This is a genomic window from Bradyrhizobium sp. 613_E4_N2_2 (genome assembly GCF_052075995.1).
Lineage (GTDB): Bacteria > Pseudomonadota > Alphaproteobacteria > Rhizobiales > Xanthobacteraceae > Bradyrhizobium > Bradyrhizobium barranii.
In genome coordinates, this window is the sequence record NZ_CP197234.1 from 3,000,898 (window position 1) to 3,014,308 (window position 13,411).

At 62.0% G+C, this 13,411-nt stretch carries 11 protein-coding genes and 1 pseudogene; 6 read left to right on the plus strand and 6 right to left on the minus strand.

Translation table 11 applies throughout. The features are described from left to right. Positions 1–53: 53 nt before the first annotated feature. The 3 genes from AB7290_RS14075 to AB7290_RS14085 all read right to left on the minus strand — a co-directional run bounded on the left by AB7290_RS14075 (position 54) and on the right by AB7290_RS14085 (position 3,434). The gene (locus AB7290_RS14075; RefSeq protein ID WP_085405861.1) at positions 54–1,619 is read right to left on the minus strand and encodes an alpha/beta hydrolase; all 1,566 of its coding nucleotides are present in this window, start codon (positions 1,617–1,619) and stop codon (positions 54–56) included. 156 nt (positions 1,620–1,775) lie between these two features. Then, positions 1,776–2,786: a KPN_02809 family neutral zinc metallopeptidase gene (ypfJ, locus tag AB7290_RS14080; protein WP_441253476.1), complete on the minus strand. Its 1,011-nt coding sequence runs from the start codon at positions 2,784–2,786 to the stop codon at positions 1,776–1,778. Positions 2,787–3,188: 402 nt separating this feature from the next. Continuing rightward, a complete protein-coding gene (locus tag AB7290_RS14085) occupies positions 3,189–3,434 on the minus strand; it encodes an Lrp/AsnC ligand binding domain-containing protein (RefSeq protein WP_014493934.1) in 246 nt (81 codons plus the stop codon). Positions 3,435–3,562: 128 nt separating this feature from the next. On the opposite strand from AB7290_RS14085, the gene thiD reads away from it, so the two are divergent. From thiD to AB7290_RS14105, 4 genes are all read left to right on the plus strand, one after another. After that, positions 3,563–4,363 (plus strand): bifunctional hydroxymethylpyrimidine kinase/phosphomethylpyrimidine kinase, encoded by an 801-nt coding sequence (thiD, locus tag AB7290_RS14090; RefSeq protein WP_085405862.1) that lies wholly within the window; start codon positions 3,563–3,565, stop codon positions 4,361–4,363. Between the two features lie 215 nt (positions 4,364–4,578). Continuing rightward, positions 4,579–5,391 (plus strand): UDP-2,3-diacylglucosamine diphosphatase, encoded by an 813-nt coding sequence (locus AB7290_RS14095; protein WP_028153339.1) that lies wholly within the window; start codon positions 4,579–4,581, stop codon positions 5,389–5,391. 13 nt (positions 5,392–5,404) lie between these two features. Continuing rightward, positions 5,405–6,448 carry a glycosyltransferase family 4 protein gene (locus AB7290_RS14100; RefSeq protein ID WP_063982221.1) on the plus strand — a complete coding sequence of 348 codons (1,044 nt, stop codon included), beginning with the start codon at positions 5,405–5,407 and terminating at the stop codon, positions 6,446–6,448. Between the two features lie 64 nt (positions 6,449–6,512). After that, a complete protein-coding gene (locus AB7290_RS14105) occupies positions 6,513–7,496 on the plus strand; it encodes a threonine/serine dehydratase (RefSeq protein ID WP_028153337.1) in 984 nt (327 codons plus the stop codon). 73 nt (positions 7,497–7,569) lie between these two features. On the opposite strand, the gene AB7290_RS14110 is transcribed toward AB7290_RS14105, so the two are convergent. Continuing rightward, the gene (locus tag AB7290_RS14110) at positions 7,570–9,369 is read right to left on the minus strand and encodes a caspase family protein (protein ID WP_085405863.1); all 1,800 of its coding nucleotides are present in this window, start codon (positions 9,367–9,369) and stop codon (positions 7,570–7,572) included. 210 nt (positions 9,370–9,579) lie between these two features. Here AB7290_RS14110 and AB7290_RS14115 point away from each other — a divergent pair. Beyond that, positions 9,580–9,693: pseudogene (locus AB7290_RS14115) on the plus strand (RbsD/FucU domain-containing protein); the annotation flags it as partial. A gap of 64 nt (positions 9,694–9,757) precedes the next feature. On the opposite strand, the gene AB7290_RS14120 reads toward AB7290_RS14115, so the two are convergent. Next, positions 9,758–11,446 (minus strand): Na/Pi cotransporter family protein, encoded by a 1,689-nt coding sequence (locus AB7290_RS14120; protein ID WP_085405935.1) that lies wholly within the window; start codon positions 11,444–11,446, stop codon positions 9,758–9,760. A gap of 253 nt (positions 11,447–11,699) precedes the next feature. Here AB7290_RS14120 and AB7290_RS14125 point away from each other — a divergent pair, with 253 nt between their 5' ends. After that, entirely contained in the window at positions 11,700–12,059 is a 360-nt protein-coding gene (locus AB7290_RS14125; protein ID WP_085405864.1) for a hypothetical protein, read from the plus strand. A gap of 34 nt (positions 12,060–12,093) precedes the next feature. On the opposite strand, the gene AB7290_RS14130 is transcribed toward AB7290_RS14125, so the two are convergent. Next, positions 12,094–13,224 (minus strand): hypothetical protein, encoded by a 1,131-nt coding sequence (locus AB7290_RS14130; RefSeq protein ID WP_144030894.1) that lies wholly within the window; start codon positions 13,222–13,224, stop codon positions 12,094–12,096. Positions 13,225–13,411: the final 187 nt, after the last annotated feature.

The following is a 13,411-nucleotide window of genomic DNA, read 5'->3' on the forward strand; positions in this document are numbered from 1 at the left end:
GACATCGAAGGGGACTGATCTACGCGTCGCGATTTATGAAAACGCGCCCTAGTCTAGGGTATGTAGCGGAAGTACGCGGCTTTTTGGGGAGGCTCAGGGAAGCCCCGGATTTCAATTAGCCGTGGTGGAGGCCTGCCTTCCATAAGTAGTATCGCAAGATCGTTAAGCACATTTCGTGTTGTGGCGAACGTGTTGTGATTTAGTCCGAACAGTTCATCTCCAATTAGACTGACATCAATCGTCCAAAGTCCAGGCAAAACAACTGGCCCGGCATCAGGTACATCTCCTGCGCGCGGGATACCTCCGGCAATACGCTTCGATAGCTGCAAGGCCTTATCGTTCCTGGATGCGTAAAGTGTAAGCCCCTTAGTGACCTTTGCAACGCCGGAAATGTCTTGAACAAACATGTCTCGGTCCACATCGGGGGCGACCATAATCAACTGCGCGATAGCCGTGGGCGATCGTGTCGCGGCGCTATTTGATAGGGCCTCAACTGCGATCAAGTTCCCCATACTGTGAGCTATCACATCGATGTTGTCATATCCGGCTTTGTAAAGATCGTCGATCACGCGAAGAAAGGCCGTGCGCGAACCCAACGCGCTTTCTTTGTCATAGAGATAGTCCGCGATATCCCCGCGAGACGGCCATGAGAATAAGATTGTGGTGCCTCTGAACTGAAGATCCCAAGTTATCTGCGCTGCCCGGAAGACGGCGTCGCGGAATTTGGTATTGAAACCATGGACAAACACGAGAGCCTTTTTCTTCTTCGTTGACGCTAGCGTTTTTATCCATTTCGCTTCGTCTGTTTTCTCGATGCTGCGAATAGTAAAATGCTTCGTCGGGTCAAGTGTGTCTCTTCTCAACCTAAATCCGAAGAGCTTAAGGCTCGAGGGCAATTCTATGTTTCCGATGTGGTGTCCTTCAGGCACCCGGACGCGAACGATCCCGACACTCAGATCAGGGTTGCGCTCGCCTGTGTAGCCGCTGACAGCAGTCCAGCCGTTTAAGCTGTAGACAGGAGGTCCATCGCTTGTGAATGCGGGCTGGGGATGGCCTTCGACATCGGGGGGAGTGTCCGACTGTTTGCGGTTCGTTGCATAGAAAAACTCAACGATACGTGTGTCGACGCTGGAGTCTTGAATCGCGCCGCCTTGGATATCCGGGTCTATTTTGGTGCCGCCGGGTTTAATCGTTGGCCTGATCGGGGCTGCTGTCACATCAAAAGGCGCGCGCCATGGCTCATCATCTGCCAGCGTGACGGGCCTAAACCTCTCGATAGAAATCCATTGAACTGAGTTGGAATCAGTGAGGAACTTCCAGTAACTCTCATACTGTGTGTTCTGAATCAAAAAAGTCACGCTATTTGGCTCGCGCTCGCGCTCCGATGCCGATAGGCAGCCTCGTAGCCGGTCCGAAAAGCGAGCGTATCTCCCAACGAAATTTTTGGCAGCTTCCGGCTGAACAATTGCCGGCATTCGCTCTGGGGCCTTCCGCGAAAACGCTTCGCAGATCTGAAGGACGTCTCGCTCGGCGACGATCGGTTGCGCGTAGCTGCTCCCGAAGCCCGTTGCGAAAGCAATTGACCAAACAGCCAAGTATTTTAACCAATGCTGGGGCACGGCACTCCCCTCAAAATGAAAATGCAAGAGACCGGGCAGGCGTTCGTCGCAGAGTTTCTCTTCGTTCGGTGGGGGCTCCCGTACCGCCAGCGGTCCCGCTCGGAAGTATGCAGTCGTCGTCGGACATCGGCTGTTGAGAGTCGGGAAGGTCGGGTCTCATTGCCGCGCTCCAGCAAAGGTGTTGCAGCTCTTCACCAATCCAGTTGCGTAACCGACATCGAACCAATGATGGCGCTGCGCAGCGCTGCCATGAGTGAACGAGTCAGGCACTACGTACCCCAAGGCACTTTTCTGCAGGGTGTCGTTGCCTAGTGCTTCTGTCGTTCGAATTGCCGCTGCTATGTCGCTCGCGTTGATCTTCGCTTTCTCTTTAATTTTACGCGCCCAAATGCCGGCGAGACAATCGGCCTGCAACTCGAGAAGAACTTGTAACCGGTTTCTCTCCGCCTCCGTTTCCAAGCTCCCTTGAAGCTCGCGCACTTTTGGCATGATTCCCAGCAAGTTCTGAACGTGGTGTCCGATTTCGTGGGCTATCACATAGGCCTGAGGAAGTTGACAGTCGGCACCGCTCGAATCGCAGGCGTGAAGTTCAGTCTGCATCTCTTGGAAGAACGAAAGGTCGAGGTAGACTTTCTGATCATCAGGACAATAGAACGGTCCCATGATTTTCTCGGCTAATCCGCAGGCTGCGTAGGTGGCGCTTGTGTACAGGACGAGACGGGGTGGCCGATAAGTTAGGCGATCGGATGCGAAGATTGCCTGCCAGACCTCCTCCGTGCTGCCCAGAACTCGCGAAACGAAGAGATACATTTTGTCGCGCGGTGCACCGGTCTGGTCGCCCGACTTCGCTGGAAGCTCAGCATAAAGCCGCTCGGCTTGCGCGTCATCGCTACTCGTTGTTGCCGTGAATCCTTCACCGAATAGGCGAGCCCGCATGAAGCTGCCAACCTCGATCTGTTCAGTTTGAGCCACGCCATGACGTTGGAGCGGCTGGACGGTTATTGGCTCGTGATAGCCGACCGTCATTTCCGTCGGAGGATTAAAGACAACTGAACCCGGACCAATCTTGTCGACTTGGTTACGGAGGATGGCAGCGGGGTCTATCGCCGCTGGGCGAACCGCCCAGGCTAAGCCGCCTGTGCAAAGCACCCAGACAGCAACTGCCATCGAAACAAGCGGTCCTTTGGGCATTGCCGGCCCCCGGCGCTCACGATCCGTGCGAAAAGAGCATTCCAGGGTTGTATGTTCAATGAAATATTTCACACTTTGCGCGCGGCATAGGTGCACGCGATCGGGCCGCCGAATTGTTCCTCCGCGGACCTAAGCGCGTGGGCTACGATGCAAAGGCCCCAACCACTTGGAGACTATCCGTTTTTTGACCGGATATTGGCGCGATGTCGACGCGGCCGTCATCGATGAAGCGCGTTGAGCCTTGCCAGCGCGATAGGGTGTCGAGCGCTGGATGATGTGTGCGATGGCTAAAATCCGAAGAACTCACTTTGAGCACAATTGGTCCGCTGCGCTGTCTCGGAAGCGGACTTCCCATCCGGCCCTCTGTGAGTGCAAACCCTAGCTTGCGCCAAACGCCTTGAAGGTGATGATGGTGAGGGTGTCCTGGATGCCCGGCAGCACCTGCACCTTCTCGTTGATGAAGTGGCCGATGTCGGTGTCCTTGTCGACGTAGAACTTCACCAGCAAATCGTAATGGCCGGCCGTGGAGTAGATCTCGGAGGCGATCTCGGCTTCGGCAAGCGCGTTGGCGACCGTGTAGGACTGGCCGAGCTTGCATTTGATCTGGACGAAAAAAGGAACCATTGCAGTCACTCCGAAGCATATCTGGCGGCTAATAGGCCAAAATCGGCCGGATTTAGCAAGCGAACTTGCGGGCCACCGGGGTGCGCGCTAGGACGGGTGATGGTCTCAAAAACGCGGAAAATCGCCCCATGACGACGCCCGTGGCGCTCACCATCGCCGGCTCCGATTCGAGCGGCGGCGCCGGCATCCAGGCCGACCTGAAGACCTTTGCCGCGCTCGGCGTCTATGGCGCCTCCGCGATCACGGCCCTGACCGCGCAGAACACGCGCGGCGTCACCGGCATCCACGCGGTGCCCGCTGAATTCGTCACCGCGCAGATCGACGCCGTGTTTTCCGATCTCGAGGTCGGCGCGGTGAAGATCGGCATGGTGGCGCAGGCCGCCAGCATCGATGCGATCGCAGCGGCGCTGTCGCGCTGGAAGCCTCGCCATATCGTGCTCGATCCCGTGATGGTCGCAACCTCCGGCGATCGCCTGCTCGCCGCGGAGGCGGTGGAAGCCCTGCGCAAGAAACTGATGCCGCTGGCGTCGGTGATCACGCCGAATATGCCCGAGGCCGCGGCTCTGCTCGACGAGCCCGTCGCCACGCGCGAGGCCGAGATCGAGAGCCAGGGGCGCCGGCTGCTGGCGCTGGGCTGCCGTGCGGTCCTGATCAAGGGCGGGCACGGCGAGGGCGCCGAAAGCATCGACTATCTCGTCGATGCCGACAGCACGATCGCGCTTGCGGCGCCGCGCGTCGCCACCCGCAACACCCACGGCACGGGGTGCTCGCTGTCCTCGGCCGTCGCGGCGGGGCTTGCCAGGGGCGAGGATCTCGAGCGGGCCGTGCGGAGCGCCAAGGCCTGGATCAGCGCAGCGATCGCGGCCGCCGACCGCTTCAGCGTCGGCCACGGCCACGGGCCGATCCATCATTTCCACAAATTTTACTGATCCGCGCCGCCAGCGGCGCGCGGGACCGCTGCCGTTAACCTGATCAGCCATCGGTTCCGGGGTCTTGCGGAGGCCGTTGCGGCGTCATGTCGCCTGATTGTCGCATGCGACTGATATTCGCGGGACGGGCGAGGCGAGGTTTGATTCGTATCCGAGGGTGCCTCAAAGGTTCATTGGTCATCCCCCTGTCACGGGATATTGTTACAGGCTGTCGCATGGGAAGTTACGATGTGAGTGACGAGAGCCCTGAAAGGCGCTTTCGCACGTTGTTCATCTCCGACGTTCATCTCGGAGCCCGCGGTTCTCAAGCCGACCTGCTGCTCGACTTCCTGCGATACCACGATGCCGACACGATCTATCTCGTCGGAGACATCGTCGACGGCTGGGCGCTGAAATCGAGCTGGCACTGGCCGCAATCGCATAACGATCTGGTCCAGAAGCTGCTGCGCAAGGCGCGCAAGGGTGCCAAGGTCATCTACATCCCCGGCAATCACGACGAATTCCTGCGCAACTATTACGGCACGCATTTCGGCGGCATCGACGTCGTCGAGAACACCGTCCACACCGGCGTGGACGGCAAGCGCTATCTCGTCATCCACGGCGACATCTTCGATCTCGTGGTGCAGAACGCGCGCTGGCTCGCTCATCTCGGCGACAAGGCCTACGACTTCGCGATCCAGATGAACCGCTTCGTCAACTTCTTCCGGCGCATGTTCAAAGTGCCCTATTGGTCGCTGTCGCAATGGGCCAAGCAGAAGGTCAAGAACGCCGTCAACTATATCGGCGCGTTCGAGCAGGCGCTCGCCGCCGAGGCGCGGCGCCACGACGCCGACGGCGTGATCTGCGGCCACATCCACTACGCTGTGATCCGCGACGAGGGCGGCATCCGCTACATGAACTGCGGCGATTGGGTCGAGAGCTGCACGGCGCTGGTCGAGCATGACGACGGTCATTTCGAGATCATCACCTGGGCGGACCAGGCGCGGAAGCCGGCACAGGTCCCGCAGGTCGCAGCCAGAGCTGCATAACAAGGGCCCCTTGATGCGCATCCTGGTCGCGACCGACGCCTGGCACCCGCAAGTCAACGGTGTGGTTCGGACGCTGACCAAGCTCGCAGACGCCGCCAAGGGGCTCGGCGTCGAGTTCACGTTCCTGACGCCGCAATCGTTCCGCACCTTCGCGATGCCGAGCTATCGCGACGTGCGGCTCGCCATGCCGCGCCCGGCGCGAATCGCGAAGCTGATCGAAGAGGCGCGCCCCGACAGCATCCACATCGCGACGGAGGGGCCGATCGGCCTGATGGTCCGCCGCTATTGCCGCCAGCGCAAGCTGCCGTTCACGTCCAGCTTCCACACCCGCTTTCCCGAATATGTCCGCGCCCGCGTGCCGGTTCCGGAATCCCTGATCTGGCGGGCGCTGCGCCGATTTCACGCGCCCAGCCGCGCCGTGATGGCGGCGACGCCGGCATTGGCCCGCGAGCTTGGCGAGCGCGGTTTCGACAACGTCGTGCTGTGGCCGCGCGGCGTCGACACCAGCCTGTTCCACCCCCGTGGGATCGACCTCTGCCTGCCGGCGCCGGTATTTCTCTCGGTCGGCCGGATCGCGGTGGAGAAGAACCTCGAGGCGTTTCTCGATCTCGATCTGCCCGGCACCAAGGTGATCGTCGGCGACGGCCCGGCGCGGGTCGCGCTGGAAGAAGCCTATCCGGATGCGATCTTCCTGGGCGAGAAGCACGGCGAGGCGCTGGCGGCAATCTATGCGGCGGCCGACGTGTTCGTGTTCCCTAGCAAGACCGACACGTTCGGCCTGGTCCTGCTGGAAGCGCTCGCCAGCGGATTGCCGGTTGCGGCCTTCCCGGTGAAGGGCCCCCGCGACGTGATCGGCGATGCGCCGGTCGGCGCCCTCGATCACGATCTGCGCAACGCCTGCTTCGCCGCGCTCGACGTGTCCCGGCAGGACTGCGTCGAATTCGCCGCCAATTACACCTGGGAGGCCTCGGCGAGGGCGTTTGTGGACAGCATCAAGGCGGTTGGCGCGGTGCTTCCAGGCAGGAATGGGGCGGAGCCGGTTAGTTTCGTAGCCTGAAAACCAAGGTTCATCGCGCGCAGGTGTCTTGCCCCGCGCCTCGTCCGGCGCGATAACATTAGGCATGACCGAACAGCTCCTCCCGATCGGCCCTGCCGATATCGATGCAGCAGCACGCGTGATCGCACCCTTCGCCATCCGCACCCCGCTGTTGTCCTTTCCCGTGCTCAACGAGCGCGTCGGCGCAAAGGTCTTCCTGAAGCCGGAGATGCTCCAGCGCACCGGCTCCTTCAAGTTCCGCGGTGCCTTCAACAAGGTCGCCTCGATCCCGCAGGACAAGCGCGCCGGCGGCGTCGTCGCGTTCTCGTCCGGCAACCACGCCCAGGGCGTGGCGGCGGCTGCAAAGATCCTCGACATGCACGCGACCATCGTGATGCCCGCGGATGCGCCGCTGTCGAAGCGCGAGCGCACCAAATCCTACGGCGCCGAGGTCGTGCTGTACGATCGCGACCGCGACGACCGCGAGGCGATCTCGCGCGGCATCGCCGAGAAGCGCGGCGCGACCCTGGTCAGGCCCTATGACGACCCGTTCGTGATCGCGGGGCAGGGCACCGCAGGTCGCGAAATCGCAGAGGACATGGCTGCGCTCGGCCTCAGTCCCGACATCGTGGTGGCGCCGGCCTCTGGCGGCGGCCTGATCGCGGGTGTCGCCACGGCAGTGAAGGCGCGCTATCCGCTCGCCGAGATCGTGGTGGCCGAGCCCGAGGCGTTCGACGATCACGGCATTTCGCTGACCGCCGGCCACCGCGAGCCGCATGGGCCCGCGGGCCGTACCATCTGCGATGCGCTGATGGCCTTGATCCCCGGCGAGATGACCTTTGCGATCAACAGCAAGCTCTTGGCGCGCGGCGTGACGGCATCCGACAAGGAAGTCGGTGCGGCCGTGGCCTTTGCCTATCGCGAGCTGAAGCTCGTGGTCGAGCCGGGCGGTGCTGTCGGTCTTGCCGCACTGCTGGCAGGACGTCTCGACGTCGCCGGCAAGAACGTCGTCATCGTGCTCTCCGGCGGCAATGTGGATGCGGATCTGTTTGCCGAACTGGTGGCTTAGGTTTCGGACCTTCTAACATGAGGAAGGGGCAGAGCGTCGCCGCTCTGCCCCTTTGTCGTTTCGCTTGTGGCGATCAGCGCATGAAGCCGCGGTGGTTGTTGCCGCCGCCCATGGAGGGCGCCTGGTTCATCGACTGCCGGAAGTTGTTGCCGCCGTTGTTGACCACACGGTTGGTCGCATTGAATTGCGGGCGGTTGTTCTGCTGGTTGTTCTGGACCTGCACCTTGTTCACCGGGTTGTTGTTGAGCTTCACGCCGGTGTTGACGCGGATCGGGTTGTTCTGCGTCTGAACGACCGGCTTCGTATCGACAGTCGTGCCACCCTTGCCGACATTCACCGGCATGCTGACGATCTTGCCAGGCGTGCCTTTGGTCGTGCCGTTATTGTTGCTGCCGCCGTTCTGCGTGGTGTTGGTCGCGGGCAGCGTCACGATCCTGCCGGTGCCGCCATTGGTGTTGGTCGGTGCAGGCAGGGTGACGATCTTGCCCGGGGTCTGCGACGGCGTGCCGTTCGGCTGGTTGTTGCCTGAGGGCAGGTTGACGACCTGACCGCCATTGCCGAGCTTGCCGATGACGTTGCTGTCCACCGGCTTCTGCACGACCGGCAGATTGCCATTCATCTGACCACCACCATTGCCCTGCTGCATCAGTGGCATGTATTTGGGCTGGCCGAGATTGCCGACCTTGAACGTCGGGGCAATGTTCTGCGGCGCCAGGAACTTGGTCGCCTGCATCAGGGGGATCAGCTTCGGCTGGGCCTGCAGCTTCAGCGCGGATTGCGCATAGGGGCTGTTGCCGTAGCTGTCGTAGAAGCTCTTGTAGCCGAGCGGGGAGTTCGCCAGCACCGCCATGTGCCAGGCCTGCGTGATCAGCAGGTTCGAGAGCAGCCAGCGGATGTGGTCGCACAGCGGGTCGTGCGGGTACATCTGGATGAACTCCTGATAGTACTCCTGCCGTCCCTCGGACACGACGTAGTCATAGGCCTGGCGCGTCGAACGGCTCGGCAGGTTGGAGGCCACCTGCACGACCGACGCATTCACCGGCGCGCGGTTGGCGGCGACAGCGGTGTCGCCGAGGAAGGTGAAGTCCGAGGTCAGCGACGAGCTTTCCCACGGGATCTGCGCGCCGCTGGTGGTCTGGTTCACTTCGAGGCGCACGCGCTTGAACAGCTGCTCGATCGGCACGTTGGGTTCGCGCGCGACGTTGAGGAAGGCCTGGGTATAGGGGCTGTGGCCGTTGGTGCCGTCCTGTGCTTCCGCACCCGGCGCGGTCGAGTAGCCGACGATCGAGCCGTTCGGCGCATCGACGATGGCCAAGCCGCGGCCGGCGTCGTTGACATCAGGGAACGGATTGTTGCGGCAGGCATCGAGGATGACGATGCGCATGCGGCTCGGGATCGTCTCCAGCGTCGACATCACGTCGACCAGGCGCACCGAGTTGCTCACGAGCTCCGTGGGGTTCGACACTTTCGCATCCACGGGGACGAGGTAGTTCTCGCCGGCGAGCTGCACGCCGTGACCGGCGTAGTAGACCATGGCGACAGTGTTCGGACCCCGCGCGGAAACCTTGGCGGAAAAGTCCTGGACGACGCGGAGCATGTCGTTCTGGGTCAGGTCGGTCGCGGCGACCACCTCGAAGCCGGCGGAGTTCAGGAACTGCGCCATCGACTCCGCATCATTGTCGGGGTTTTGGAGCTGCGGCGCGTTCTTGTAGTTGGAATTGCCGATCACCAGCGCCACGCGCTGCTCCGGGCCTTGCAGCGCGATCGGGGCAGGCTGGACCGGGGCGACCTGCGCGGAAGCAGGGCCGCTGGCGAAGCCGAACAGGCTTCCCACGAGGCTAGCTGTCATCAGGAAAGGCTTTAGGCGGAACATGGCGTGCTCCTCTGGCACTCATCTCGATGCGAGATTGGTTGCGAGGAAGCCTGGCCGCGTTCGAGCCCGTGGTCCGTGATCGCAATCACCATGGTAAGCTGCGTGATCTGAATCACGCTTTGGAACCTGCTATGGTGAACGGCCCATGACCGGCCGCGCCGGTTCGGCCCGCGAAGACCATGCTTTTTGGGGACATGCCGTCACATGCTCGGCAAGCTCTCGCGCCCGGAATTCCATCGCGCGGCGGCGGCGAGCTTTGGTGTGGTGCAGGTCGGCGACAGCAGGGGCTATGGATGCTTCCTGATCAGGAAGGGCGTGATCTGAATCGCGATGAGATTGGGGCGAACGGTCATCGCGCTTCAGGCTGCTGTTTGCACATATCTCCGCGCTAGCCCCGCCCCACCAGATGAGCCGCCGAGCGCCAGGCGTGCTGCGACAGGGCTTCGAGGTTTCGCACTGCCTCGACACGAAGCAGGGCGGCGTCGGCGGTCAGGGTTCCATTGGCCACCGCACCGAGCGTCGCAATGCGATGGGTGCGCAGCATTTCGGCGAGCTGTGTCGTACAACGCTCGAGCTCGGCGATCGCCTCGTCGGGCGGGTCAGCGCGCGGACCGGCCGTGGCGTCGCCGGCACGCGAGGCGGGTACGGAGTGCGGCGATCCGTCGACGCGGGGCGGCACCGCCACGCCGCGCGCAATCGCAGCCGCGCTTCGCATAACTTCGGCACATAGCTCTCCGGCGCGGATGTCCTCCGGTCCGCCTGCCACCGAAGCGAAATTGTTTCCTCCACTTGCGAGGTCCGTCAGCCGGGACGCGTGGTCGAGAGCGTGCAGCGTGATCGTCAGACGCTGTTGCTCGTCGTCGGTCTCAGGCGGTCCAGCTACATCCGACAGGAATATTTGTGCCTGGCGCACGGCATCGGCCGCCTCCTCTACGGATACAGCGTCCTTCCCCAGACGTATCGATCCAGCGCGGCCGGCCAGTTTCGTCTCGACCGAACTGCACACCGTCAAGAGCACGCGCGCGATCGTGCGCCGTACCGCTTCCACCGCCACGATCGGGGTCTCAAGCGCCGAAGGATCGAGACATCGCGCCAGCGGCGAGCCGCGCTCGGGCAGAATCCGTTCGACCAGTCGCGTGAACGGGTTGATCAGGGGCAGCAGGACCGCGACACCGACGACGTTGAAGGCCGTGTGGTAGCCGGCCAGCAGCGTGACGCCGTCGATCGTGTCAGAGGCGCGCAGCAGCAAGGGCGTTACTATGGGAAAAGCCACCAACGCGATGAGTGCGGCAATCAGCTTGAAAAGAACGTAGGCGATGGCCAGCCGCTTCGCGGTCGGGCTCGCGCCAATCGCGGCCAGGGCGGAACTCGTCGCTGTTCCGATGTTCTGGCCGATGATCAGGGCGCAGGCCTGGTCCAACCCGATCGCGCCCGCGAAATAGGCGGACAGGGTGACCGCGATCGCGGCCGTCGACGATTGCATCAGCGCGGTCATGACCAATCCGATTACGACCAGCGCCAGCACGCCGAAGAGGCCCGACCACCATGACACCCCGGGACTGCCGAGAACTGCGGGCAGGTCCGCCGGGTGCAATCGTTCAGCCAGCCCGCCCATGCCCTGCTGCAGGGTCGTCAAGCCGAACAGCACAAGTCCGAAGCCGGCGAGCGCGGCGCCGACCCCGGAGATTCGTCCTCTGCCGAGAAGCTTGGTCAGCGCGCCGACGAAGATCATCGGCAGCGCCGCGGCCGTGAGCGAGACGCGGACGCCGATCAGCGCGACCAGCCAGCCGGTCCCGGTGGTGCCGATATTCGCGCCGAAGACGAGGCTCAACCCCTGCTGGAAGGTCAAGAGGCCGGCGCTGACGAGACCGATCGTCGTCATGGTCGTTGCGCTGGAGGACTGCACCAGCAGCGTGACCACGGCTCCCCAAAACGAGCCAAGCAGCGGCGTCGACGCAGCCTTGCCGAGCACCGTGCGTAGCGCAGAGCCGGCCAGCGTCTTCAGGCCATCCGTCATCACGGTCATGCCGAGCAGGAAGAGACCTACCCCGCCGAGCGTCGAGATCGCCGTGGACATGTGCGCTCCTTCCGACAGGGCACCATGAATAGCAGCAACGGAGTGCTGATAGGTCGGATCAATCATTGCACGATGGTCGATCAGCCGGGAGCACGTCATCAAATCGGTCCAGCCGCCCGATCGCCGCGAGCCAACGCCTAACGATTCCGCGAAAGCCGGCATGGCTGCGTGTGCGGGATTTGATCGAGGCAGCGAATAGTCTCGCACTCGAATTTGAGTGGCCTGTCTGAACCTTACTGTTTATGGTCGGTCCATGTCGCGCCTTATGTGTCTATCCATTGCTGTCATCCTGTCGCTGCTGCCCGCCGTCGCGCCGGCTGCGTCATCTCAAAAACGCCCCAAGCCGGTCTGGCATGGTTACGGCTTCCTGCCGGGCTATCGTCAGCCGCTGAGCAACAGCATTCCGCTCTACAAGCAGAAGGAGGCGATGCGCCGCATGTCGCGCAGCGACCGCCGCCATTGGTACATCGACCCGGTCCCGCAGTATTACGGCTGGGATGGCGAATGGCGCTATTTCGGCCGGCCCGGCTTCGGCGGCGGCCGCTACAATGGCGGCAGCTTCGGACCGTGCTGGACGCGGACCCCGATCGGCGCGGTCTGGAACTGCGGGTGATACCAAGGTCGCGTCGGGGGCGCGCGCATAAGCGTCACGCCCGATAGATCTGCTCCTCCATCCATCTCAGGGCGTTCAGCACCTTTGTTTCCCCCTCGGGATCCTGGGCAATGGTGTGAAGCGGTATGGAAGGATACTTCGTCAGGTCGCTGTTCTTGAGGTCCACACCCTTGATGGCATTGAACTGCTGCATCAAGGCCTGGCGTTCTGCGATCGATCCGAATACCGGTTTCTTGTCCAGTGGCGCGAACTGCAGCCAGAGACTGCCGTCAGTAGACAGATAGGCCGGGTTGATCGAGATCCCGTTCGGCTTGAAGACCGGATAGACCGAGCCATAGTCCTTGCCCGTTCCGAAAATGAGCTTGCGGCCACCTTTCGACATCCACGCGTAGATCGCGCGGGCAATCGCCAGTTCTTTTTCACCGACGGTGCGCGCGAGTTCGTCGAAGAGAGTGGCCTCGTCCCATCGCCATGGTGCAGTTGCGCGCTTTCGGGAGATCGATAGATGGCCGTAAACGGTCGGCACGATTGTCTTGAGGTCGTTGTTGACGAACTGCCGGAGTTCGACCGCCAGGACCTCGACAGGATTCATTTGCTTGTTGAGGAACTCGACAATCCGGCGAAGCTCGATCGGGATGACGTCCGCGACGAACAACAGACGGATCTTTTGCGCTTCGAGATTGTCCTCGACCTGCTGCCAGAACTTACTCCTATCTGCGTCGTCGCCCAACAGATCCTTGAGCAGGTCGTCGGATGACTGGCCTGCCTCCCGACAGGTGGTCTCGAAGCCCGTTTGAAGTGTCTCCAGAGTCCAGTAGGACCCGCAATTGGCGGCGTAGTCGAGCATCTGGCCCACGACTTCGCGCCTGAGCCGGCTATCCTCCTTGCGTTTGATCTCGACAAGGGTGGGGATGCCGTCCTGATCGAGGAAAACGTGGTCGATGGACCATGTGGGAGACCCGACCTCGCCGGTCGATATCGCTTGCTCCCGCTTGACCAATATCCACCGTCTTGGATTCTGCGGATCGATCTGATCTCCGACGAGGAGCTCAGGGAAGCGAGCTAGAAGACGCTGGAAATCATCCTCGGCGGCGAAATGGCCACGCTGCATTGGCACCAGGGTGTCTTCACCCCGCAACAAGAAAACTCCCGAACTCTCCGCCATCGATCACGTCTCCTTTTTGATTTTGGGCAGAAAGTCACAGATTGTGATTGCAGGCAAGCTCAACCATAGCAAAGGGTCCCGGCTCTGCGCTGCGACGCTTGGCGCGCTGGTGCGTCATGCACCGTCATTGCGAGCGGAGTGAAGCAATCCAGACTTTCGCCGCGGAAAGACTCTGGATTGCTTCGCT

Coding starts and splice junctions, on each gene's coding strand:
- AB7290_RS14120 (WP_085405935.1), bottom strand. CDS start 11,446: ATGTCCACGGCGATCTCGACGCTCGGCGGGGTAGGTCTCTTCCTGCTC.
- AB7290_RS14125 (WP_085405864.1), top strand. CDS start 11,700: ATGTCGCGCCTTATGTGTCTATCCATTGCTGTCATCCTGTCGCTGCTG.
- AB7290_RS14100 (WP_063982221.1), top strand. CDS start 5,405: ATGCGCATCCTGGTCGCGACCGACGCCTGGCACCCGCAAGTCAACGGT.
- AB7290_RS14130 (WP_144030894.1), bottom strand. CDS start 13,224: ATGGCGGAGAGTTCGGGAGTTTTCTTGTTGCGGGGTGAAGACACCCTG.
- AB7290_RS14105 (WP_028153337.1), top strand. CDS start 6,513: ATGACCGAACAGCTCCTCCCGATCGGCCCTGCCGATATCGATGCAGCA.
- AB7290_RS14110 (WP_085405863.1), bottom strand. CDS start 9,369: ATGTTCCGCCTAAAGCCTTTCCTGATGACAGCTAGCCTCGTGGGAAGC.
- thiD (WP_085405862.1), top strand. CDS start 3,563: ATGACGACGCCCGTGGCGCTCACCATCGCCGGCTCCGATTCGAGCGGC.
- AB7290_RS14085 (WP_014493934.1), bottom strand. CDS start 3,434: ATGGTTCCTTTTTTCGTCCAGATCAAATGCAAGCTCGGCCAGTCCTAC.
- AB7290_RS14095 (WP_028153339.1), top strand. CDS start 4,579: ATGGGAAGTTACGATGTGAGTGACGAGAGCCCTGAAAGGCGCTTTCGC.
- ypfJ (WP_441253476.1), bottom strand. CDS start 2,786: ATGGCAGTTGCTGTCTGGGTGCTTTGCACAGGCGGCTTAGCCTGGGCG.